We start from the raw sequence: 24,678 nt of genomic DNA, 5'->3' as shown, positions 1-24,678 counted from the left end.
TGAGCCGTCAGGCAGACCGTGAAGGTTATCCTGAAGTAGCTGAAGCTTTCAAACGTTATGCTTGGGAAGAAGCTGAACATGCTGCTAAATTTGCTGAATTGCTGGGTGACTGTGTTTGGGATACTAAAACAAACCTGCAGAAACGTAAAGATGCTGAACAAGGTGCATGCGAAGACAAGAAACGTATCGCAACTCGTGCTAAAGCTTTGAACTTGGATGCTATCCATGACACTGTACACGAAATGTGCAAGGACGAAGCTCGTCACGGTAAAGGTTTTGAAGGTCTGTACAACCGTTATTTCGGTGATAAATAATCAAACCTCATAATAACTCTTAAAAGGTCTGTATTCGAAAATGAATGCAGACCTTTTTTGTCTATATTTGCTCATCAACTTTTAATACTATAGTTATGAGAAGAGTACAACTATTGTTAGTTTGTCTAGTGCTTTCGGCAGCTACTTTTGCTGCTGATAAAGTGATTAAGTTGCCACAGCCTAATTTGAACCGTACAGGTACGGTAATGAAAGCGTTGTCCGAACGTCATTCAACCAGAGAATTTGCTTCAAAAGCCCTGAACCTGGCTGACTTGTCTGATTTGTTATGGGCTGCTAATGGAATCAATCGGAAAGATTCGGGTAAACGAACAGCTCCGTCGGCTTTGAACAAGCAGGATGTGGATGTATATGTAGTGTTGCCGGAAGGCAGTTACCTGTATGATGCAAAGAATCACCAGTTGAATCTGGTGGCTGAAGGAGATTACCGGGGCGCAGTGGCTGGTGGACAGGCTTTTGTGAAATCGGCTCCGGTTGCTTTAGTACTGATTAGCGACCTTTCTCGTTTTGGAGATGCAAAGAATGCACATACCCAATTGATGGGGGCTATGGATGCGGGAATCGTTTCACAGAATATTTCAATTTTCTGTTCTGCAGTTAATTTAGCTACGGTGCCACGTGCTTCGATGGATAATGCTCAGTTGAAGAAAGTGTTGAAGTTGAAAGACACTCAGATTCCTATGATGAACCATCCTGTAGGTTACTTTAAATAAGGGTCGATAAGTATATAAAAATAGTGACGCTATCCTCGCGGGATACCGTCACTATTTGTTCATTATAGCGTTACTATCCTTACCGGATAGCGTCACTATCTTTTTCCTTTTTTACTTTAATAAAAACTCATCAATTGCCTTTTTGTAGGTTGCTTTATCGGCAGCCCCACGGAAAAGCTGTGGATCTCCTTTCATGGGGATGAATACGAACAATGGAATACTTGTTGCGTTGAACAGAGTTGCCAGTTCTTTCTGCTTATCCACATTTACTTTATAAATGATTATTTTCCCTGCGTATTCCTTTGCCAATTCTTTCATGATAGGAGCCGTCTGGCGACAAGGTCCGCACCAATCAGCGTATAAGTCGATGATGGCGGGCTTGTCACCTTTGTAATTCCACTCCTTTGATTTTTCATAATCGAAGACATCTTTCAGAAACATTTCCTTGTTCATTACGACGACTTCACCGTTACCTGTTACCTCTTTTTTACTTTGATTGGTTTCTGCCTTATCATTGAAAGCGTATACAATTACGCTTATCATGACAAGTGCTACCACTGCTAATACTTTCTTCATTCGAAATCTTTATCTTTTTTATGTGTAATGCTTCTCGATAACCCCTTGTAGTTCGCTGCTGTGGATTACACCGGAATGTCTCCAAACTGCTTCTCCATCTTTGAACACTATAAACGTGGGCACGGCCTGTATGCGATATTTAGTTGCCAATTCTTCATGCTGGTCAACGTCTATCTTCACAATACGGGCTTTGTCACCTACGACCAATTTCAGCTCTTCCAGAACAGGTTTCATAGCTTTACACGGTCCACACCATTCTGCAAAGAAATCCACTAAAACGGGTACCGGTGACTTTATTAAATCTTCAAACTTTTCCATAATCTTTTCTTTCTTATAGTTAAATGGCAGTCATTGAAGACTGCAAATATAAATTCTATTTCATTAATATAAACGGGAAAAAGCTGTTTTTGTTCACAAAATAGTAGTCTTGGGGATATTATCTTGTAGTGTAAAAGAGAGAATTTTGCATATCAAAAACAAAAGAATGGAATAATTGATGAGATGTATATGATGGAAGACTTCTTTTGATTGACGGGAAGTTGGAAAAGAAAAATGGATAATGAGTGACGATGTAAATTCATCTGTCTTCATTATCCATTTTTATAAATATTTCTTCTGTTTATTCCGTAATGGTCAATTCATCAATGATATGGGATGCTCCCGCAAATTTATCTATGATAAAGAGCGTATAGCGAATATCGACACAAGCCGCACGTTGTGATGAGGGACGGAAAGCGATGTCACCCGTCAGTCCTTCAAAGTTACGGTCGAAAGCAGTTCCTACCAGTTGACCTTTGCCGTTGAAAACCGGGCTGCCGGAGTTTCCTCCTGTATTGTCGGTGTTTACAATAAAGCAAACAGGCATTTCACCGTTTTTGCCATAGCGTCCATAATCTTTGGTTGCATATAACTCTTTCAGCTTTTGAGGTACTACAAATTCCCAGTTTCCCTGGTCTTCTTTCTCCATTACTCCTTTGAGAGTAGTGTGGGCATCATAGACAGCACCATCAAACGGCTCATAAGAAAGTACCTGACCGTATGTCAACCGTAAAGTGGAGTTTGCATCCGGATAAATAGGAATACCTTTTTCCTGCTTCATATCCATCATGCCTTTCACCCATACTTTGTGGGCGGCATTATAGTTTTGATTGGCTTCTTTCATGGCAATAGCCGTTTTCAATATTCCATCGGTAATGGAGTATTTGAATAGTACCATCCAGTCATAACTTATTTTGTATAGGCTCGGTTTTTTGATAAACTTCTCGAAATTTTTAGGATTACCGAAGATGGAATGTTCGAAACACTCGTCAACGAATGCGTCAATATTTCCTTTAAAACGGGAATTGATAATTTCAAAGATATTAATCCGTTGTTCTGCGGGAATATAACTGGCGTAGGTTTTCATCATCTCTTTACCGACCATCTTTTCCACTTCCGGGAAAGGAACAGAGGCAAAGTATTTCTCACCCTCTTTTTTCAGTTTTTGGGTAGCTTCCTTTATTTTCTCTTTGTCTTTTGATTTCAAGGCTGCAACCATTTCCATTGTGGAAGGAATACGCATAAAATCGAGGGCGGTTACCAATGCTTCGTTTATTGCCTGTTGATGGTAGAGAGCGTCACGGCGGTGAGCCACGATAGAACGAATTTCATCGAAAGCTTTCTGATAAGAACCATCTCCCTTTTCGCGGCCACGTGCCAGAAGCTCTTCTTGTTGCTTACGTTTGGTATCTAATACGTTGAGACGTACCAGTCCTTCATTCATGCCGATGGCATTCTTCCAATAGTTGGCAGACGACGCATACTTGCTGGCATAATGAATACGTACGGCAGGGTCTTTCAGCATTTGTTCCATAAGTACCTTCTGACGGGCTCCGCGTACATGCTGACGCATGAAGTTGGTAGTCTGCATACGTTCTTCCACTTCATCGGAAATCATATATCTCCAGTTACGTCCGGGGAATCCCATAACAAAGGTGAAATCACCTTCCTGTACTCCGGCAAGGCTGATAGTGAGATGCTTCTTTACTTTCAAAGGAACATTGTCCTTTGAATATGCTGCAGGTTTTCCATCCTTGTCCGCGTAAATACGGAAAAGGGAAAAGTCACCCGTGTGACGCGGCCACATCCAGTTGTCGGTATCTGCTCCGAACTTACCAATGGAAGAAGGAGGAGCACCCACCATACGAATGTCGCTGTACACTGTCTTGACGAACATATAGTATTTGTTTCCGCCATAGAAGGCTTTTAGTTCCAACTTGGTTGCGGGAGTGACTTCTATATTTTCGGCCTTGGAAAAACGTTCCGCTACTTTGCTGAGATAACTTGGCGACAGGTAATTGACACCGTCTGGATCCGGGTCTTTCTTTAGCTGCTCGTTGACGTAATCAGTCACATCGAGAATCCGGTCGATGTATGTGACGGTCAGTCCCGGAGTAGGAAGCTCCGCATCGCGGTTCATAGCCCAAAAGCCCTCTGTCAGGTAATCATGCTCTACATTGCTGTGTTGCTGGATAGCTCCATAGCCGCAATGATGATTAGTCAGGACCAGCCCTTCGGAAGAGATGACTTCTCCCGTACATCCGCCGCCGAAGTGTACGACTGCATCTTTCAGGGAAAGACCGTTTGCGTTATATACCTCTTCGACAGGTATTTCCAGACCTAGTTCACGCATGGCAACTGCATTCTGTGTTTTCAGGTCAGTCAGCATCCACATACCTTCGTCGGCGTGGATGCTGAGAGTTGCCAATGAAAATATAGCAAATAGAATTTGTTTTCTCATTTATTCTACAATTGTCATTTCGTTAATCAGATGTCCGCAATTGCCTAATTTCTCAAGGATGAACAGGACATAGCGGATATCCAGGTTGATGCAACGTTGCAGGTTATTGTCAAAGTTGATGTCACCGCTCAATGATTCCCAGTTGCCGTCAAAAGCACAACCGATCAATTCTCCGTTTTCATTCAATACCGGGCTACCGGAGTTGCCACCGGTGATGTCGTTAGTAGACAGGAAGCAAACCGGCATATCACCGTTCGGCAAAGCATAACGTCCATAATCTTTCTTTTCTATCAGTTCTTTCAGTTTGGCGGGTACTACAAATTCACGGTCTTCCGGGTTCTCTTTTTCAAGAATACCTTTGGTGGTAGTGTAATAGTTGTAGTGTACTCCGTCTTTCGGGTCATAAGGTTTCACGTTGCCGTAAGTCAGACGAATCGTAAAGTTAGCATCCGGATAAGAAGGTACGGGTAACTTCATGTCGCCAAGACCACGAATGTATGTCTTATGCAACAAAGCCAGTTCCTTATCCATATCTTTCAGTTGTGAAACGATTTGATCGAACAAGTCATATTTAGACTGGCAGTATTGTAAAGCAAGGTCGTTGTCGATAGCCTTTACTGTCGGCTTTTTGATAAACTTCTCAAAGTTTGCACGGTTGGCAAAGATGGAGTTATCGTACATGTCGTCGATAAACTTGTCATAATCACCTTTGTATTTCTGTTCGATAACCTTATAGATAGACGGACGCTGGTCAGCCGGAATCATTTCTGCATAAAGCGGGAACAGTGCTTTGGCTACTTTGCGGTCTACTTCATGGTCGTAGTCTTTATTGTGAATACCATCATATGTCTCTTTCAGAGCTTCTATGCGTACCTTAATTAAAGAATCATTCTTTTCTACCAGTGCTTCCCGTGTTTTAGATAACAGGGTGCTGCCGAATTCAATAGCTCCGAAGAACGTTTCCCTTAAGCAAGTGAACTGATAGTTGAGGGGAGCTGTTTTAGCTACCAGATCATCTATCTTCTTTACTACTTCCGCATATTCGGAATTGTTCTTTTCTTTGGCAAATTCAGCGAATTTAGCTTCCTGGGCAGCTTTTGTACCAAGTACATCGTTATCGATAATCGCTTTATTCATACCGATGGAGTTCTTCCAATAGTTGCTGGAACCGGCATACTTGTTGGCATACTGAATACGGATTTTGTCGCTGGCGTTCATTACTTCTTTCAGGACTGCCAAGCGGGCACCTCGGATACGAATACGCGGTTCGTTCTCTGATTCCATACGTTCTTTTACTTCCGATACGGTCAGATAGCGGCTTGTGCTTCCGGGAAATCCCATAATCATAGCGTAGTCTCCTTCGTTCAAACCTTTGATAGAGATAGGCAAATGTTTTTTCGTTTTCAGCGGTGTATTGGCGGCATTGTATTCTGCCGGTTCGCCGTTAGCGTCTGCATAGATACGGAACATGGAGAAGTCGCCCGTGTGGCGGGGCCACATCCAGTTGTCTGTTTCGCCACCGAATTTGCCGATAGAAGAAGGCGGTGCGGCAACCATACGTACGTCCGGGTATATCTTCTTATAAAACAGGTAGAATTTATTTCCGGCATAAAATGGAAGTGCTTGCGGCACAATGCCTTTTTTATCTTTCAAGTCGCTTTGGGAGTAAAGTTCTTCTGCCAGTTTCTGAAGGAACGCACCAGTGAACGATTCGGACTCTGTGATTTCTTTAGCGGCTATTTTAGCATTGACAATATCAGTAATGTCCTCAATGCGTTCGATAAATGTGAATTTCAGTCCCGGAGTGGGGAGTTCCTTATCTCTGGAAGTAGCCCAGAAACCATCTGTCAGATAATCATGTTCAACACTGCTATGTTGCTGGATAGAAGCATAACCACAGTGATGGTTTGTCAGGATCAAACCTTCAGGAGAGATGATTTCTCCCGTGCATCCGCCGCCGAATATGCCGACGGCATCCTTTAATGAAACGCCGTTCGGGTTATATAAGTCTTGGGCTTCCAGCTTCAAACCTTGTTTCTTCATCATATCTATAGAATGCTGTTGTTGCATCAATTGCAATAACCACATACCTTCATCCGCCTTGGCGGAACATACGATCAGCGCGGTCAGCGCCAATAAATAAAGTCTTAGTCTATTCATTAATTCAGTGATAAAAATTAAATATATGATTGTTAATATGTTCCAGTGTTTAATATTCTGCTTTGAATGTTCCACTTTTTAAGGCTTCCATAATATTTGCCGGCGGGCGTTGGTTCATCAATTCGTTTTTCATGAAGTCCATATATGGAGCTACATGCTTGAAGAACTGGTAGTATCCTTTGCAAAGATAATTCAAGCCGGGTTCGCCTTCTGATGTCTGGCTGAAACGGTTCTTCGGACATTCTCCGTTGCAGGCAAAGAGGAACTCACATTCTTTGCATTGAGTCGGGAGAGACTGGTATTTCATATTTCCGAAGTTATGCTGGCGTTCGCTGTGCATCATTTCCACGAGAGTCTGGCTGTAGATATTTCCCAGTTTATATTCGGGGAACACAAAATGGTCGCAGGAATAAACGTCTCCGTTAAATTCCATAACGCCGGCGTGTCCGCAGGTTTTTGCCATGGAGCATACACCGGGTTGCTCGCCCATCCAGTTGGCAAGTGTAGAATCAAATATTTGTATGTAGTAGTTGCCTACGTCTTCTTTTACCCATTCGTCGAAAAGAGTGCAAAGAAACTTCCCCCACTGTTCGGGAGTGATTGAGAAGTCAGCCAGTGTGCCTTCCTTGTTTTCGGCAAGAGAGGCGAGGTGACGTCCGTCTTGATGCGGAAGGATACGCTCTACAATGGGGGCAAACTGGATATAATGGCAATCTATTTCTTTGAAAAAGTGGTAGAAATCCAAAGGATAGTCGGCGTTGAAGTCATTAATGACAGCCATTGCGTTCCATTCCACTTTATGCTTTTTCAATAGATTGATTCCCTGCATCACCTTCACAAAAGAAGGTTTTCCCATCTTGTTCTTGCGGTATTCATCGTGGAACTCCTGCGGACCGTCGATTGAAACTCCTACCAGCCAGTTGTTGTCGTGAAAAAACTGACACCATTCATCGGTGAGCATTGTTCCGTTGGTCTGGATACAGTTGTCGATCGTACGTCCACGGGCATACTTCTTTTGCAGTTCCATTGCCTTTTTGTAGAAAGAGAGTGGACGCATCAGCGTTTCTCCTCCGTGCCAGGTGAAAAGCACCTGAGGCATGGTCTGTGAGTTAATGTACTCGTCGATGAACTTTTCGAGAAGTTCATCGCTCATTACGTGTTTCGGATTGTCTTTGTATAAGTTGGCCTTCTCCAGATAGTAGCAATAATCGCATGCAAGATTGCATACGGCACCTACTGGCTTTACCATCACATAAAGCGGTTTGGCAAAAGGGGCAAAAGTCGATGTTTTCATGACTACAAAATTAGATAAACTAAATGAAAAAAAGTCCCTTGTAGGTATGTTTATAAGGATTATTAAAGAAAAGAGTCTTACAAGATTTAAATATTGATAAAATGTTTCCTTGAAATCTGAATCAGTTGTACCTTTGCACTCAGAATTTTAATGAATAAATGAACGTGAATAAAATTTTGCCTTTTTTACTTTTGATTCCGTTTCTGACTTCTTGCACCAGCAAGTACAAGATTGAAGGAACATCTTCAGTGAATAGTCTGGATGGAAAAATGTTGTATCTCAAATCCCTGAACGATGGTGAATGGATAAAGCTGGATTCTGCCGAAGTGGTACACGGCCTGTTCTCAATGAAAGGGAAAATAGACTCAGTACAGATGGTGACGCTTTACATGGATAATGAAAGCATTATGCCAATAGTGCTGGAAAATGGCAAAATCAAGGTTACTATCAGCAATACAGACCTGAAAGCAGTGGGCACTCCTTTGAATGCAGCATTGTATGAGTTTATCGACAAAAGAAATCGGTTGGAAGAAAGCATAAGTGAATTGGAACAGAGAGAAACCCGCATGGTAATGGACGGTGGTGACTTGGAGGAAATACATTCACGGTTGATAGTAGAAGGAGATTCATTGATGAAAGAAATGAATCAATACGTAAAAAACTTTATTTCAACAAATTATGAAAATGTGTTGGGGCCAAGTGTATTTATGATGCTTTGCAGCTCTTTACCATATCCAGTTATGACTCCTCAGATAGATGATATTATAAAAGATGCTCCATATTCTTTTAAAAGTAATAAACTTGTGCGGGAATTTCTTTCCAAAGCGAGAGAGAATATGAAATTGATAGAAGAACATCAACGATTGGAACAAAATACTACAACCAATAAGTAACCCTTGAGCCTTTTGGATGTGTTTTGTGTGGCAGAACCGAATAAAAAGAAAACGGCATTTATCAAAATAGCCGTTTTCTTTTTATTCGGTTCTGTCTGATTAATAGAGTGTCAATTGAGGAGTCCGTATTGGCACTACCTATCTTGATCTTCGTTTTTCACCATGCCTTTATATTTCTCGGGAAGTGCGCTTTCAACCGCGGCATAGGCTTCCGTCATAGTTGCTTTGATATTCTCCATACCTTTTCCCTTAGGCGGAATAGGGTCATGAATTGTCAGAATCATGCGGTGGCGGTGTATCCACTTGCCTGTACGCGGCAGAATTTCAAAAGAACCGTCAATAGTGACAGGAACCACTGCCAACTGTAAATCGTCAGCCAACTGGAAAGCTCCTTTTTTGAAATACCCCATATGTCCTGTGAAAGTACGTGCCCCTTCCGGGAAAACTACTAACGAAACTCCGTCTTTCAAAGACTCTTTGGCTTGCCGGATAGTCTCCAATACTTTTTTGGGACCGGAACGATCAACAAAAATATGCCCTGCACTTTCACAAGCCTTTCCGACGAACGGCAGTTTGCGCAGGCTCTTTTTCATCATCCACTTAAAGTTTCTTCCAATGAACCCATAGATAAGGAATATGTCGAATGAACCTTGATGATTAGGAACGAAAATATAGGAAGTCTTGTCATGCAGTTTCTCACGCCCGTGAATCTTTACGGGAATCAACAGGAAAAGACAAATTAATTGTGACCATATCTTTCCCGGATAATATCCCCAGAAGTGGGCTCCACCCAAGAGGGAACCTGCTATAGTGACGATTGCCGTGAGGATAGTCAACACTAATAAAATAGGCAAAGCAATGCAAATCTGATAAATATAATAAAGTATCTTCATAGGGCTGGATTTTAATGTTGCAAATATACATGATTATTGGTAAAAAAGGGATGCAGATGCCATATAATCTTTTTGATTGTATTATTTTTGCTTCTTTAAAGATGAATACAAAATTATGATACGTATATTACATACCGCTGACTGGCATTTGGGACAAACTTTCTTCGGCTATGACCGTACTGAAGAACACGAAGCATTTCTGAATTGGCTGGCAGAAGAAATTTGTCGGAAAGAGATTGATGTATTGATTATAGCCGGGGATGTTTTTGATGTCTCCAATCCTTCGGCTGCATCCCAAAGTATGTATTACCGTTTTATTTACCGGGTGACGGCTGAGAATCCGAACTTGCAAATAGTGATTGTTGCCGGTAATCATGATTCGGCGGCACGTCTGGAAGCTCCTCTGCCTTTATTGCAGGCTATGAGGACAGAAGTCAGAGGAGTAGTGCGCAAACTGGAAGGCGGAGAAATAGATTACGATCATCTGTGCGTGGAACTGAAAAACCGGATGGGGGAAGTTGAATTGCTTTGCATGGCTGTCCCTTTCTTGCGGCAAGGAGATTATCCGGCAGTGCGGACGGAAGGCAATCAGTATGCGGAAGGAGTACGTGAACTTTATACGCAGCTCTTGCAAAGGTTGTGGAAGAGGAGAAAAGCAAATCAGTCGATTCTTGCCATCGGCCATTTGCAGGCTACCGGTTCGGAGATTGCAGAGAAAGATTATAGTGAACGTACGGTAATTGGAGGTTTGGAATGTGTGTCGCCGGATGCGTTTTCTGAACAGATAGCCTATACGGCATTGGGGCATATTCATAAAGCCCAGCGGGTATCCGGCCGGGAGAATGTACGTTATGCAGGAAGCCCTATCCCGATGTCTTTTGCGGAGAAGCATTATCGTCATGGAGTGGTGATGGTGACTTTTGATGATGGTTGTGCGGTAGGTATTGAACGGCTCGAATGTCCGAAGTCAATACCTTTGGTAAGCGTGCCGGGTGGAAAACCGGCATTGCCGGAAGTTGTGCTGGAAGCATTGAAAGAACTGCCGGCAGTAGAGGGCATGGCTCCTTATCTGGAAGTAAAAGTGTTGTTGGAAGAGCCGGAACCTATGCTCCGGCAGGAAATAGAGGAGGCACTGGCAGATAAAAACTACCGGTTGGCACGTATTGTTTCCACTTATCGTGGTGATGAGGGAAGTATAGAAAAAGAGGAGGCGGATTGGAAAAGAGGACTGCATGAGATGTCTCCCTTACAGATTGCACAATCTGCATTTGAGAAGATTTATCAGGCGGAAATGCCGGAAGAGTTGACCGAACTGTTTCAAGAAGCCTATTTGGCTGCCACCCGTAAAGAAGAGGAGAATGAAGGATGAAAATATTAGCTATACGATTAAAGAATTTGACCTCGATAGAGGGAGTTGTGGAAGTCGATTTTACATCAGAACCGTTACAATCTGCGGGAATATTTGCTATCTCGGGGGCTACAGGGGCGGGTAAATCTACTTTGTTGGACGCACTGTGTCTGGCATTATATGATAAAGCGCCCCGTTTTGCCGCTTCGGTAGAAAGTGTAAATTTGGCAGACGTAGGAGATAATCAGATAAACCAGTCCGATGTCAGGAATCTGCTGCGCCGCGGAACGGGTGACGGCTATGCGGAGGTTGATTTTTTAGGGATAGACGGTCATCGTTACCGTTCTCATTGGTCGGTGAGACGGACAAGAAATAAGGTGAGCGGTTCTTTGCAACCACAGGCATTGGAAGTGAAAGACTTGGACACGGAGAAAGAGTTTCAAGGTACTAAGAAAGAACTGTTGGCTCAATTGGTCGAGTTAATCGGTCTGACGTATGAGCAGTTTACCCGTACCGTACTGCTGGCTCAGAATGATTTTGCCACCTTTTTGAAGTCGAAAGGAGCTGCAAAAGCAGAATTGCTTGAAAAACTGACGGGGACAGCCGTTTATTCGCAAATCTCTCAAGAGATATTTGCTCGGAATAAGGCGGCACAGGAAGAGGTCGCTTTGATTCATAATAGAATGAGTGTGATTGAACTGATACCGGAAGAAGAATTGCTTGCCTTACAGAAAGAAAAAAAAATATTGGTTGAAAAGCGTGCTGCGGGGATTAAATTGCTGGCAGAGCAGAATACGCAACTAAATGTTGTCCGTTCATTAAAAATGCAGGAGGAACTTCGGAAGAAGAAACAAACAGAAGAACAAGGGAAGCAGGTGAAGTTGAAAGGGGCTATGGAAAGGCTTGTTTCACAAGAAGAAGGGCTGTTGCATTTTAAGGCTCAATGGGAAGCTATACAACCGGATTTGAAGAAAGCGCGTCAGTTGGATGTGCAGATACAATCGCAGCAAGACGGATATGTACAGGCGAAACAGATGTTACAAGCAGCCTGCGACCAAGTGACCGGACAAGAGAAGAAGATGCGGACGGCTACGGAGCACTTGCAATCATCTTATCAGTCCTTGAATCGCTTGTTGAATCATACAGGAGTGGAAGAGCCTTTGCAACTTGAACAAGTGGAAATAATCTTGCGGCAGGAAGAAGAAAAATTAACTATTGGAATAAAGGCAAACGAAGAACGCTTGGAGCGATTAAATTCTTTTGGTTATCCGTCATTGGCGGAAGAGCAGGTGAAGTTGCAGAAAGAATGGACGCGTCAGCAGAATATCCGGCAACTTACTGAAACGAAGGCAAAAGCGAAAACAGAAATTGAAAGATTAGAGAAAGAGACGGCAGGTTGTTTAAAGCAACTAGCAGAGCAAGAGAGTACGTTAAAAACTGTTCAGCGGCTTTATGAAAATGCACGTATGGCGGTTGGGAGAGATGTGAAGGCTTTGCGTCAGCAATTGCAGGAAGGTGAAGCTTGTCCGGTTTGTGGCAGTACATCGCATCCTTATCATCGGGAGCAAGGGGTAGTGGATACTCTTTTCCGGAATATTGAACAGGAATATAATGTGGCGGCAACGGCTTGCCAGCAGATAAACAATCGGACTATCGCTTTACAACGTGATTTGGCACATCAAAAGACAATTGAAAGGCAGGTGTGCGAACAATTGGCTGTATTACAGAAAGAAGGTTTTGACGCGGGCAGCGAAGAACAGATATGGCATCGCCTGGAAGAACTGGCAAAGCTGATTCTGGAATATCGCGGTCTTTATGCGGAATGGCAACACTGTGACGAAGCGGTTAAAAAGATGCGTGCTCATTGTGAGGCTCTGCGTGAAAATGTCTCTTTCTGCCGTTTGGCAATGCAGAAAGTCTCGTCTGCCAAGGAGCAATTGGCTACTTTGCAAAATGTAGCCAATTCCGAGCAGAAACGATTTGCTACAATAGAGAAAACATTGGATGCTCTTCGTCAAGAACGTTCGGTCTTGTTAAAAGGAAAGAGTGCGGACGAAGCGGAAGCAGCCGTGGCGAGAAAGGAGAAAGAACTGAACCTTGCTTTGGATCAAGCGCGTAAAGAAGTAGAAACTGTGCAAAACTGTCTTTCAGGCTTGCATGGAGAAATGAAACAGATTGCTTTGGCTGTTGAAGAGTTACAAGAACAATGTAAACAGATTGAATTTCCCGAACAACTTCCTGAAACGATCAGGAAGCAACAGGAAGAAAATCTGAATACGGAACGAAGTCTTTCTACTATTGAAGCCCGTTTGCTGCAACAGGTCAAGAATAAGGCAACGGTGGAAATGATTGCTAAAGAACTGGTGGAGAAACAATCAGTTGCCGAGCGATGGGCGAAACTTAATAAGCTGATTGGAAGTGCAGACGGAGCGAAGTTTAAGATTATCGCGCAAAGTTATACTTTGAATCTGCTGCTGCTTCATGCCAACAAGCATTTGTCTTACCTTTCTAAACGCTATAAATTGCAGCAGGTTCCCGGTACGTTGGCGCTTCAGGTCATTGACTGTGATATGTGCGATGAGGTGCGGACTGTTTATTCCCTTTCCGGGGGCGAATCATTCTTGATTTCCCTGGCATTGGCGTTAGGACTGTCTTCTTTATCCAGTAATAATCTGAAAGTGGAATCCCTTTTTATTGATGAAGGATTCGGCTCTTTGGATGCGGAAAGCCTGCGGACAGCTATGGAAGCTTTGGAACAACTGCAAATGCAGGGAAGAAAGATTGGAGTCATTTCTCATGTACAAGAAATGAGTGAACGGATTTCCGTCCAGGTGCAGGTACATAAGAAAGTGAATGGGAAAAGTGTGCTTACCGTCGTAGGGTAAGCACCGTTATTTCCGGCCATGCGCCGAAGCGGAAAGGTAATCCTACATAACCGATCCCTACATTGACATATAAACCGCGTGTACCTTCCAGATACATTCCACCCCATTCGGGGTAGATGTAAACGGAAGGAGAATAGTCTCCGAATTGAAGTTGCATGGCATGGGTATGCCCTGCCAGCATTAAGTCTACGTTCGATTTGGGAAGTACTTCCCGTCTCCAATGCGTAGGGTTGTGGCTTAGCAATATTTGAAACATGTCTTCAGTACCGGCCTTTGCTCCGGCGAGATCACCGTGTTGGGAGAAAGGCGGTTCGCCTTCGTTTTCGACTCCGATAAGTGCGATGCTGTCATTTCCTTGAATCAGGAATGTATGTGAGTTATTTAGTAATTTCCATCCCATAGCTGCCTGCCTTTGCTCTAAGTCAATCAGATTGTCATCCTGTTCCTGCTTGTTTTTCCAACGAAAGTAGGGGCCATAATCGTGGTTTCCCAATATGGAATAAACACCGTCTTTGGCTTTCAACCGTGCGAGAATCTCTTGAAAACCATCTAACTCCACCGCACGGTGGTTTACCAAGTCTCCGGTGAAGACGATAAGGTCAGGCTGTTGGGCGTTCACCAGATTCACCATTCTTTCGATAGCGGAAGCATTTCCTATCCAGCTACCGATATGCAAGTCCGAAAGCTGTACAATACGGTATCCGTCAAAGGCTTGGGGAAGCCGGGAAGAGGAGTAGGTGACTTCTTTGACTTCAAACCGGCTCCGTCCGATGAAAGAGCCGTAGAGAATCATGAAAATACTGAGGACGGCTAATGTTAATCCAGTACATATGAACGGGGTACGTGGCATCCGGAGCCATTTATGGAAAGGTATTCCGACAACGGTGCAGAGAGCCAATAATAGTTTGGGAGCTGCAAACAGGAAAAAGAAGATGGAGAACCATCCGATATCCCGTGTATGGCTTTCGGAAAACGGATTGTTAGCGAAAAACACCAGGTATAGCAACCCCGCAATTAAAAGGACACTCGGTAGCCAATAGAGGATTCGCAACCACCGCTTTGCTGTGAGCTGAACGATAAACCGGAGATACAGGTAAATATCCGGTAGAATCAGTACTAATAACAGGAATATGAATAAGCGTTGTAACATGCTGACTTTTTAGTTAGTATATTTTAGATTGTATTTTCTATATCAGTTCATTTAATTCACTTAGGTTCTTTTTGATTTCATGGATGCGGTTCAAGAACTTCTTACGATAAATCCATAGGATCAGTCCGAGTCCGCCACCCCATAACAGGAAGAAAAAGAGCATCATCCCTATTCCGTATTGCCACACTTGCCAGTAGATAAATGAAAGTATGGCCAGTATCAGAAGAAAAGCAATGGCAAACAACCGTTCTCTGATAGTCCACCGATGAATACGGTTGACACGTCCTACCACTTCTACAAGAGGCATTTCGTCTATTTGAGTCCGTTGGAGAAAACGGGTGGTGATGATGTCCCAGCAAAGTGCCGGAATCCAGGCAAGGAGAATAATGATATAGATCGGATTCAACCGGTTATGTAACAGTACTTCCGCTAAAAACAAGATTAATACCGGCAGGGAAATCAGGATCAGCTTGATATTCAGGCTGGCAATAGCATGGATACCTTTGTCGGCATGTGCTATCAGCTTCGAAAGTTCTTCTTCCTTGATAAGCTCCTTGTCTTTTAAGTGCTCATCAAGTACATTCCAGGATTTTTTCAGTTCTTCCAGTTCCATATATCTTATTCCTCCTTTTTCATTCTTTTAAGTTTGTCCTTGATACGACTTAGCTTGGTCGCTACGTTCGTCACGGTTAGTCCGGTGATTTCTGCGATTTCCTCATAGCTTTTATCTTCGAGATAGAGTAGGATAATTGATTTATCGAGTTGTCCCAATTGGTTAATCATCCGGTAGAGCTGCCTCAGCATTTCATTGAGCGGATCGTGAGCTTCGACTGTCCAGTCTATTTCCTGGGTAAGGCTGACTATTTCTGGTACATTCTTTTCTTTTCGATAGAAGCTGATACAGGTGTTGAGGGAAATGCGGTAAATCCATGTAGAGATTTTACATTCTTTTCTGAATTTAGGAAAAGCTTTCCAAAGGTTCAGTATCACGTCCTGATAGAGATCATTGAGCGGAGCGTTGGGATTGGCATACAGATAGCACACTTTGTAGATAACCCGCTCGTATTCGCGGATGACCGACAAGAACTCTTGCTCAATAGGGTTATTTGCCTCTGTTGTTCGTTCTCTCATGGAGTCTATAATTGCTATTGTAAATTGGCTGCCAGGAATTTACGGATTTCTTCTACACTTTTTCCCCGGCGGCGGGCGTAATCTTCGAGCTGGTCTTCTCCAATCTTTCCGACAGAGAAGTACTCGGCAGCCGGGTGAGCGAACATAAGTCCGCAAACGGAAGCATGAGGATACATGGCTCCGTTTTCAGTCAGCGAAATGCCTATCTGTTTCATGTCCAGCAGTTCGTCCAGCAGGAAGTTGACGGATTGATCGGGCAAAGAAGGATAACCGACTGCAGGGCGGATGCCTTGATATTTCTCAACTAATAAATCTGCTATACCTAAGTTCTCGTCTTTAGCGTAACCCCATGCTTCTTTACGTACGTATTCGTGCATTTTCTCCGTAGCTGCTTCTGCAAGGCGGTCGGAGAGGGTTTGTACAAGTAAATGTTTATAAGGATCCTGTTCATACAATCCTTCCATATCTGCGTCGATGGAAGAGGCAAAAGCGCCGATGATATCCGGGATACCGGAAGATAGCGGGCGAATGAAGTCGCTCAGGCAAACGAAAGGACTGCCGTCTCTTTTATGTGTTTGCTGGCGAAGCAAGGGAAAGGTGATGAATTGGTCTTTTCCCTTTTCAATCAGCAGATTATCTCCATCGGAATTAGCCTTGCAGAGTTTGAAAATTGTTTTCACTTCATAGTCCCGGTCGAGCGAGTCCAGCATCCGGTTCGCTTCTTTGAATAGCTGCATGGCTTCGGAAGCTTTGCTGCGTTCTTCTTCAGGGAAGGTGGTCAGCCACAAAGCACGGCAGGAATCGCATCCGTGAATGTTGGCGATAGCTGCGAAACGCGGCTGAAAACCCCACGCGTGGAAAAAGTAAATCCAGTTGATGTAAGGGCTGACAGAATGTATTTTGTAGGATAAAACAGTACTCATATGCTATTGATGACGAATATTCTTTATCTGAATCTTAATTCTTGCCCGCGATAGGTGTCGTCTATTTCTCCATTATTGTATAACAGATGCCCGTTTACAAATGTTTTCTCCACTTTCCAGTGTAAGGTGCGTCCTTCCAGCGGGCTCCATTTGCATTTACTTAAAATACAATCTGCCGTTACCGTCCATTCGGAGTCGGGGCGTACCAATACAAGGTCTGCCTGATAACCTTTATGAATAAATCCACGGTTATTTATTTGATACATTTGAGCTGGTGCATGAGACATCTTTTCCACTACTTTTTCGATAGGGAAGATTCCCTTATCCACAAGTTCCAACATACTGACTAATGAAAACTGTATCATTGGCATCCCGGACATGGCTTTTAAAGCTCCGCCTTCTTTCTCGTTTAGCAGGTGAGGAGCATGGTCGGTTGCAATGGCATCAATCAGGCCGCTGTTGACAGCTTCCTGCAAAGCTTTCCGGTCTTCGGCAGTTTTAATGGCGGGGTTGCACTTGATGCGTGCGCCTAGTGTCCCATAATTGTTCTCCGTAAAGAGTAAATGTGAAACACAGGCTTCTGCTGTAATTCTCTTTTCCGCCAAAGGAGCGTCAGAAAATAAACGTAGTTCTTTAGCGGTAGAAATGTGCATGATGTGCAGGCGGGCGTTTGCCTCGCGTGCCAGTTGTACAGCCAGTTCGGAAGAGCGGTAACAAGCCTCTTCCGACCGGATCACAGGATGGAGAGCCAGAGGCACATCGTCTCCGTATTCTTTTTTATATTTATCCGTATTTTCTTTGATGATTCCCTGGTCTTCGCAATGGGCAGCGATAAGCAAATCGGTTCCGCCGAATATATTGCGCAGGCTGGCCATGCGGTCTACCAACATGTTCCCGGTGCTCGAACCCATAAATAACTTCACTCCGCAAACACGGTGCTTGTCCAGTTGTGCAAACTGGGTGTAGTTATTATTGGTTGCTCCGAAATAGCAGGAATAGTTGACAGATGACTTTTCTCCCAATAGAGCGAATTTCTCATCCAAGACTTCCAGAGTGGTTGTCTGCGGGTTCGTATTCGGCATATCCATGATAGAAGTAACGCCCCCGACTGCTGCGGCACGGCTTTCTGTGGTAATGTCCGCTTTATGAGTCAGTCCGGGGTCACGGAAATGTACATGTTCGTCGATGACGCCGGGCAATAGGTAACATCCGGTTGCGTCTATGATTTCATCACAAGGTACGGTTGTCTTTTCTTCACCAGTCAATATCTCGGCGATTTTCTCGTCTTCGATTACGACTGAGCCCGGTACTTTTCTTCCTTCGTTGACAATAATGGCATTTTGGATCAGTGTACGTTTCATTTCTTTTGCGGGAATTTATGGAACCAACTATTTGTTTTTAATTTAATCACACCGAATATGGCTTCTCCAAAGATACTGCTGTTCATCTTGGAAGTGCCTAGTTCGCGATTGATGAAGATGACGGGAACTTCGATGATTTTAAACCCACATTTATAAGCGGTGAATTTCATTTCAATCTGAAAAGCATATCCTTTGAAACGAATATGGTCTAAATCAATCGTTTCCAATACCTGGCGGCGGTAGCAGACGAATCCGGCTGTAGTGTCGTGCACGGGAATACCTGTGATGAATCTCACATATTTGGATGCGAAGTACGACATCAGTACCCGTCCCATCGGCCAGTTTACTACATTCACTCCGCTGACATAACGGGAACCGATAGACACATCTCCGCCTTGTTCCGAGCAGGCCTGATACAGACGTGGGAGATCATTCGGGTTATGGCTGAAGTCGGCATCCATTTCGAAGATATATTCGTAGGCATGTTGCAGTGCCCATTTGAAACCGGCGATATAGGCGGTGCCCAGCCCTAACTTTCCTTTGCGTTCAATCATGAAAAGACGTTCAGGAAATTCTTGTTGCAGAGTTTTTACTATATTTGCCGTTCCGTCCGGAGAACCGTCCTCTATAACCAGAATATGGAATACTTGGGGAAGTCCGAAAACGGCACGGATGATATTTTCTATGTTCTCCCTTTCATTATAGGTGGGGATAATTACGATGCTATCCGATGTTTGCATATAGTTACTATAAAATTTAGAAACAAAAGTAGCTCTTTTCCTTTAGTTATAGATGAACTAAGGAAAATTTAACGTGTGCTATACTTCATTGGGAAGCGCCTTCCTGTAATACTTCTATCCTTTAAGTATGTACTCCCATTATTTTTTGTACTTTTGCGGTGAAATTTTTAATAGGTATGACAATAACTGAGTTGCAACAACAATATGCTGCCCACCCCAATACGGCAGTTATGAAGCGCTTGTTGAAGGACACTTCTGTTCAAACTATCTTTTGTGGCGGGCTGTGTGCATCTGCTGCTTCCCTTTTTTCTTCTGTATTGGTGCAAGAGGGTGGTTGTCCGTTTGTATTTATTTTAGGTGATCTTGAAGAGGCCGGATATTTCTATCACGACCTGACACAAATATTGGGTGCGGAGACAGTGCTTTTCTTTCCCTCTTCCTTCCGACGTTCCATCAAGTATGGCCAAAAAGACGCGGCGAATGAGATTCTTCGTACGGAAGTACTGAGCCGTTTGCAGAAAGGGGAGAAGGGATTGTGTATCGTAACTTATCCGGATGCGTTGGCTGAGAAAGTTGTGTCCCGTAAAGGATTGAGCAGCAAAACGTTGAAACTGAATGTCGGCGAGAAAGTGGATACCACTTTTATAACGGACGTTTTGCATAGCTACGGCTTTGAATATGTAGACTATGTATATGAACCGGGACAATACGCTGTTCGCGGCAGCATTATCGACGTCTTCTCTTTTGCTTCGGAATATCCCTATCGTATTGACTTCTTTGGCGATGAAGTAGAGAGTGTCCGGACTTTTGAAGTGGAAACCCAGTTATCCCGTGAGAAGAAAGACGGAGTGTCTATTGTACCTGACTTGGCAGTGACGGGAGATGTGACTACTTCTTTCCTTGATTTTATCCCGAAAGAGACGACTTTGGCGATGCGTGATTTCCTTTGGTTGCGTGAACGGATACAGGTGGTGCATGATGAGGCGTTGACTCCGCAGGCAATAGCTGTTCAGGAAGCCGAAGAGAATGGGGGGATTACTTTGGAGGGAAAATTGATAGACGGCAGTGAATTTACGATACGTGCGCTTGATTTTCGCCGGTTGGAGTTTGGTAACAAGCCGACCGGTACACCGAATGCCAGTATCACTTTCAGTACTTCCGCCCAACCTATCTTTCATAAGAATTTTGATTTGGTGGCAAACTCTTTCAAAGACTATCTGGAAAAAGGATATTCGCTTTACATCTGTAGCGATAGTACAAAGCAAACGGAGCGCATCAAGGCTATTTTTGAGGATCGTGGTGATAAGATACAATTTACGCCTGTCGAGCGTACTATTCATGAAGGATTTGTAGACAACACTTTACGGCTTTGTATCTTTACAGACCATCAGTTGTTCGACCGTTTCCATAAATATAATTTAAAAAGTGATAAGGCCCGTTCGGGAAAAGTAGCTCTTTCGTTGAAAGAATTGAATCAGTTTACTCCGGGTGATTATGTCGTGCATACGGATCATGGTATCGGACGTTTCTCAGGGCTGGTACGTATTCCGAATGGGGATACTACGCAGGAAGTTCTGAAACTGGTCTTTCAGAATGAAGATGTGGTATTCGTTTCTATTCATTCCCTGCATAAAGTTTCCAAATATAAAGGGAAGGAAGGCGAAGCTCCACGACTGAATAAATTGGGCACGGGTGCATGGGAGAAACTGAAAGAACGCACAAAGAGCAAAATAAAGGATATTGCCCGTGATTTGATTAAACTGTACTCGCAACGTCGGCAGGAGAAAGGGTTTTCTTATAGTCCTGACAGTTTCTTGCAGCGTGAACTGGAAGCGTCCTTTATTTATGAAGATACACCCGATCAGAGTAAAGCGACTATTGAAGTCAAGGCTGATATGGAGAGTGACCGTCCGATGGACCGTTTGGTCTGCGGAGATGTAGGTTTCGGAAAAACAGAGGTTGCTGTTCGTGCTGCTTTCAAAGCGGTAGCCGATAATAAACAGGTAGCTGTCCTGGTGCCGACAACAGTGCTTGCCTACCAGCATTTTCAGACATTCCGCGAACGTTTGAAAGGATTGCCTTGCCGGGTAGATTATTTAAGTCGCGCACGTACGGCATCACAGTCCAAAGCGGTTCTGAAAGGATTGAAAGAAGGGGAAATCGGTATCCTTATAGGCACGCACCGTATCTTGGGAAAAGATGTTCAGTTTAAAGACCTGGGGCTGTTGATTGTTGACGAGGAACAGAAGTTCGGAGTTTCCGTAAAGGAAAAACTGCGTCAGTTGAAAGTGAATGTAGATACATTGACGATGACTGCTACCCCGATTCCCCGTACACTTCAATTTTCATTGATGGGTGCGCGTGACTTAAGTGTGATTTCTACTCCGCCGCCCAACCGTTATCCGATTCAGACCGAAGTTCACACCTTCAATGAAGAAGTAATCACGGATGCTATTAATTTTGAAATGAGCCGTAACGGTCAGGTTTTCTTTGTCAACAACCGAATTGCCAATCTGCCGGAATTGAAAGCGATGATTGAACGTCATATCCCGGATTGCCGTGTAGCAATCGGACATGGGCAGATGGAACCATCGCAACTGGAGAAAATCATTTTAGACTTTGTCAACTATGATTATGATGTACTTCTGGCAACAACCATTATCGAAAGTGGTATTGATATTCCGAATGCCAATACTATCATCATCAATCAAGCCCAAAATTTTGGATTGAGTGACCTTCACCAAATGCGTGGTCGAGTAGGACGTAGCAATAAGAAAGCTTTCTGCTATCTGCTGGCTCCGCCATTGAGCAGCCTTACGACAGAAGGAAAACGCCGGCTTCAGGCAATCGAGAACTTTAGTGATCTTGGAAGCGGAATCCATATTGCTATGCAGGATTTGGATATTCGTGGAGCAGGAAATCTGCTCGGTGCAGAACAAAGTGGATTCGTTGCCGATTTGGGATATGAAACTTATCAGAAGATTCTTTCCGAAGCCGTCCATGAACTGAAAAACGATGAATTTGCGGATTTGTACGCAGATGAAATCAAGGGTGAAGGACAGATTAGTGGTGAAGGATTTGTAGACGAATGTCAGGTGGAAAGTGATCTTGAGCTTTTGTTGCCTGCCAATTACGTAACCGGTAGCAGTGAACGTATGTTGCTCTATCGCGAACTGGATGGCTTGACATTAGATAAAGACGTGGACGCTTTCCGTTCCCGGCTCGAAGACCGTTTTGGTCCTGTTCCACCGGAAACACAGGAATTGTTGCGTATTGTTCCTCTTCGCCGCCTCGCAGCACGTTTGGGAGCAGAGAAAATATTCCTGAAAGGCGGACGTATGACCTTGTTCTTTGTTTCCAACCCTGAGAGTCCGTTCTACCAGAGCCAGGCTTTCGGTAAGGTTATAGACTATATGATGAAATATACCCGTCGTTGTGATTTGAGGGAACAGAATGGAAAGCGGAGTATGTTGATTAAGGATGTGTCGAATGTAGAGACAGCAGTCAGTGTGCTGCAGGAGATTGTAGCGCTGCCGGTAAAAGAAGATAAATAGACAGTCAGTCCTGCCTATTTATCTTTTTCCTCTACCTTTGTTTCTTTCTACTTCTTTTCCTTTTCCATATAGTTTATCTATCAGGTCCGAACGCCCGATACGTCTCAACTCGTTGATGATGTTCTTTCGTTCTTCCGGTTTATACCAGAAGAAGAATTGGCGTTGAGCCAGTTTCTCCCGTTGAGTTTTAGCGCTGAATACCGGCTCCAAGGTGTACGGATGAAATCCCGTGTACCATGCTTCGGTGGCTACTGTCATCGGAGTAGGAGTGAAGTCCTGTACTTGCTCCAGGTGAAAGTCCAGCCGTTTGGTGATAACGGCGAGTTCCGCCATATCTTCTTCCTTGCATCCCGGGTGTGAAGAGATAAAATAAGGAATCAGTTGCTGACGCAGATTTTCTTCTTTATTGATACGGTCGAATATCTTCTTGAATGTTTCGAACTGTTCAAAAGACGGCTTGCGCATAATAGACAATACACGCTCACTGGTATGCTCGGGAGCCACTTTCAGACGGCCGCTGACGTGATTGATAATCAGCTCACGGGTATATTCGGCAGTACTGCGATTGATAGCTGCATCTTTGCTTTGATGGAGCAGCAAATCATAACGTACCCCACTACCGATAAAGGATTTTTTTATGCCGGGCAAAGCATCTACCGCATGATAAATATCCAGTAACGGGCGATGATCCGAATTCAGATTCGGGCAAACTTTCGGATGAATGCACGACGGTCGTTTGCATTTCTTACAAATAGACTCATCTTTTCCTTTCATCTGATACATGTTAGCAGAAGGACCACCCAAGTCACTTAAATATCCTTTGAAGTCCGGTAATTGGATAATCTCTTTTACCTCTTTCAGAATAGATTCTTTGCTGCGGCTGACGATAAACTTCCCCTGATGTGCGGAAATAGTGCAGAATGCACAGCCGCCAAAACATCCCCGATGAATATTGATGGAAAACTTAATCATGTCATAGGCCGGAATCCGTTTCCCTTTATATTTGGGATGGGGCATACGGGTATATGGTAAATCGAAAGAACGGTCCAGGTCTTCTTGGCTCATCGGCGGGTAAGGAGGATTAACTACCACAATCTTATTCCCTACAGCCTGCGTGATACGTGCAGCCGCATATTTATTGGATTCTTCTTCGATATGGCGGAAATTGCTTGCCTGTTTTTTCTTATCTGCCAGACATTCTTCATGCGAATAGAGCTGGATATCTTCCGCATCGGGAGTCCACTCGATCTCACGACAAAGATAGGCTGTCTGAGGAATTGTTCCAACAATTTTTTTTAAGTCGTTGACGGTTAATGAAGTTTCTTCTGTTGGAAGTAAACTTTTCATTTTCCGGGTTAATTCTACAATTGGCTTTTCACCCATTCCATAAATGAGCAAGTCCGCGCCACTATCACATAAAATGCTTTTTTGTACTTTATCCTGCCAATAGTCGTAATGGCTTAACCGCCTCATACTGGCTTCAATGCCGCCTAAGATAACGGGGACATCAGGATAAAGCCTTTTCAGAATCTGACTGTAAACGGTAGAAGGGTAGTCCGGACGCATATCCGGGCGACCGTCCGGGGTATAGGCATCCTCACTACGCAGTCGTTTGTTGGCTGTATATTTGTTTACCATCGAGTCCATACATCCACCAGAGATGCCGAAGAACAGACGGGGACGTCCCAGTTTTTTGAAATCACGTAGGTCATCACGCCAGTTAGGTTGAGGTACGATGGCTATTTTCAAACCTTCCGCTTCGAGAATACGCCCGATAACGGCAGCGCCAAAAGAAGGATGATCCACATAAGCATCCGCGCTGAAGAGAATGACGTCCAATTCATTCCATCCGCGAAGTTCTACTTCTTTTTTAGTAGTGGGTAACCAATCAGTCAATCGATATTCTTTCATGCCGCAAAGATACGGATAATAAAAAACATCCCAAT

At 43.8% G+C, this 24,678-nt stretch carries 19 protein-coding genes; 6 read left to right on the top strand and 13 right to left on the bottom strand.

Annotation, left to right across the window (positions count from 1 at the left end; all coding sequences use genetic code 11):
• Nucleotides 1-314 (top strand): ferritin family protein (locus RDN93_RS17625; RefSeq protein WP_308746730.1); only part of this gene is annotated, 314 nt, incomplete at its 5' end.
• 95 nt (nucleotides 315-409) lie between these two features.
• A complete protein-coding gene (locus RDN93_RS17620) occupies nucleotides 410-1,045 on the top strand; it encodes a SagB/ThcOx family dehydrogenase (protein WP_308746729.1) in 636 nt (211 codons plus the stop codon).
• Between the two features lie 111 nt (nucleotides 1,046-1,156).
• Here the strand turns inward: RDN93_RS17620 and RDN93_RS17615 are convergent, their stop codons facing one another.
• From RDN93_RS17615 to RDN93_RS17595, 5 genes are all read right to left on the bottom strand, one after another.
• Nucleotides 1,157-1,621, bottom strand: coding sequence for a thioredoxin domain-containing protein (locus RDN93_RS17615; protein WP_308746728.1), 465 nt, complete (start codon nucleotides 1,619-1,621; stop codon nucleotides 1,157-1,159).
• 18 nt (nucleotides 1,622-1,639) lie between these two features.
• Nucleotides 1,640-1,939, bottom strand: coding sequence for a thioredoxin (trxA, locus tag RDN93_RS17610; protein ID WP_022139528.1), 300 nt, complete (start codon nucleotides 1,937-1,939; stop codon nucleotides 1,640-1,642).
• 301 nt (nucleotides 1,940-2,240) lie between these two features.
• Nucleotides 2,241-4,400: a S46 family peptidase gene (locus tag RDN93_RS17605; RefSeq protein ID WP_308746727.1), complete on the bottom strand. Its 2,160-nt coding sequence runs from the start codon at nucleotides 4,398-4,400 to the stop codon at nucleotides 2,241-2,243.
• Nucleotides 4,401-6,560 carry a S46 family peptidase gene (locus RDN93_RS17600; protein ID WP_308746726.1) on the bottom strand — a complete coding sequence of 720 codons (2,160 nt, stop codon included), beginning with the start codon at nucleotides 6,558-6,560 and terminating at the stop codon, nucleotides 4,401-4,403.
• A gap of 49 nt (nucleotides 6,561-6,609) precedes the next feature.
• A complete protein-coding gene (locus RDN93_RS17595; protein WP_308746725.1) occupies nucleotides 6,610-7,854 on the bottom strand; it encodes an anaerobic sulfatase-maturation protein in 1,245 nt (414 codons plus the stop codon).
• A 158-nt stretch (nucleotides 7,855-8,012) separates the two neighbouring features.
• On the opposite strand from RDN93_RS17595, the gene RDN93_RS17590 reads away from it, so the two are divergent.
• Nucleotides 8,013-8,747, top strand: coding sequence for a DUF4369 domain-containing protein (locus RDN93_RS17590; protein WP_308746724.1), 735 nt, complete (start codon nucleotides 8,013-8,015; stop codon nucleotides 8,745-8,747).
• A gap of 134 nt (nucleotides 8,748-8,881) precedes the next feature.
• Here the strand turns inward: RDN93_RS17590 and RDN93_RS17585 are convergent, their stop codons facing one another.
• The gene (locus tag RDN93_RS17585) at nucleotides 8,882-9,640 is read right to left on the bottom strand and encodes a lysophospholipid acyltransferase family protein (RefSeq protein WP_308746723.1); all 759 of its coding nucleotides are present in this window, start codon (nucleotides 9,638-9,640) and stop codon (nucleotides 8,882-8,884) included.
• Nucleotides 9,641-9,755: 115 nt separating this feature from the next.
• Here RDN93_RS17585 and RDN93_RS17580 point away from each other — a divergent pair, with 115 nt between their 5' ends.
• Together RDN93_RS17580 and RDN93_RS17575 are read left to right on the top strand one after the other, a co-directional pair.
• On the top strand, nucleotides 9,756-11,009 hold the full coding sequence (locus tag RDN93_RS17580) for an exonuclease SbcCD subunit D C-terminal domain-containing protein (RefSeq protein ID WP_308746722.1): 1,254 nt from the start codon (nucleotides 9,756-9,758) through the stop codon (nucleotides 11,007-11,009).
• Nucleotides 11,006-13,873 (top strand): AAA family ATPase, encoded by a 2,868-nt coding sequence (locus tag RDN93_RS17575; RefSeq protein ID WP_308746721.1) that lies wholly within the window; start codon nucleotides 11,006-11,008, stop codon nucleotides 13,871-13,873. Before RDN93_RS17580 ends, RDN93_RS17575 begins: the two co-directional genes overlap by 4 nt.
• Here RDN93_RS17575 and RDN93_RS17570 read toward each other — a convergent pair.
• The 6 genes from RDN93_RS17570 to RDN93_RS17545 are packed head-to-tail and all read right to left on the bottom strand — an operon-like array spanning nucleotide 13,857 to nucleotide 19,178.
• On the bottom strand, nucleotides 13,857-15,023 hold the full coding sequence (locus RDN93_RS17570) for a metallophosphoesterase (protein ID WP_308746720.1): 1,167 nt from the start codon (nucleotides 15,021-15,023) through the stop codon (nucleotides 13,857-13,859). The two genes, RDN93_RS17575 and RDN93_RS17570, sit on opposite strands and share 17 nt — an antisense overlap.
• 37 nt (nucleotides 15,024-15,060) lie before the next feature.
• The gene (locus RDN93_RS17565; protein ID WP_308746719.1) at nucleotides 15,061-15,636 is read right to left on the bottom strand and encodes a hypothetical protein; all 576 of its coding nucleotides are present in this window, start codon (nucleotides 15,634-15,636) and stop codon (nucleotides 15,061-15,063) included.
• 5 nt (nucleotides 15,637-15,641) lie between these two features.
• Nucleotides 15,642-16,154: a sigma-70 family RNA polymerase sigma factor gene (locus RDN93_RS17560; RefSeq protein ID WP_308746718.1), complete on the bottom strand. Its 513-nt coding sequence runs from the start codon at nucleotides 16,152-16,154 to the stop codon at nucleotides 15,642-15,644.
• Nucleotides 16,155-16,168: 14 nt separating this feature from the next.
• Nucleotides 16,169-17,077, bottom strand: coding sequence for a vitamin B12 dependent-methionine synthase activation domain-containing protein (locus tag RDN93_RS17555; protein WP_308746717.1), 909 nt, complete (start codon nucleotides 17,075-17,077; stop codon nucleotides 16,169-16,171).
• Between the two features lie 23 nt (nucleotides 17,078-17,100).
• The gene (locus tag RDN93_RS17550) at nucleotides 17,101-18,438 is read right to left on the bottom strand and encodes a dihydroorotase (RefSeq protein ID WP_308746716.1); all 1,338 of its coding nucleotides are present in this window, start codon (nucleotides 18,436-18,438) and stop codon (nucleotides 17,101-17,103) included.
• Nucleotides 18,435-19,178, bottom strand: coding sequence for a polyprenol monophosphomannose synthase (locus tag RDN93_RS17545; protein WP_308746715.1), 744 nt, complete (start codon nucleotides 19,176-19,178; stop codon nucleotides 18,435-18,437). Before RDN93_RS17545 ends, RDN93_RS17550 begins: the two co-directional genes overlap by 4 nt.
• Before the next feature lie 176 nt (nucleotides 19,179-19,354).
• Here RDN93_RS17545 and mfd point away from each other — a divergent pair, with 176 nt between their 5' ends.
• Nucleotides 19,355-22,732, top strand: coding sequence for a transcription-repair coupling factor (mfd, locus tag RDN93_RS17540; protein WP_308746714.1), 3,378 nt, complete (start codon nucleotides 19,355-19,357; stop codon nucleotides 22,730-22,732).
• 18 nt (nucleotides 22,733-22,750) lie between these two features.
• Here mfd and RDN93_RS17535 read toward each other — a convergent pair whose 3' ends face one another.
• Nucleotides 22,751-24,643, bottom strand: a complete 1,893-nt coding sequence (locus RDN93_RS17535; protein WP_308746731.1) for a YgiQ family radical SAM protein — start codon at nucleotides 24,641-24,643, stop codon at nucleotides 22,751-22,753.
• Between the last annotated feature and the right edge of the window lie 35 nt (nucleotides 24,644-24,678).

This window comes from uncultured Bacteroides sp. (assembly GCF_902491285.1).
In the GTDB taxonomy this organism is placed as follows: Bacteria; Bacteroidota; Bacteroidia; order Bacteroidales; family Bacteroidaceae; genus Bacteroides.
This window is presented reverse-complemented; position numbering and strand designations above follow the sequence as displayed.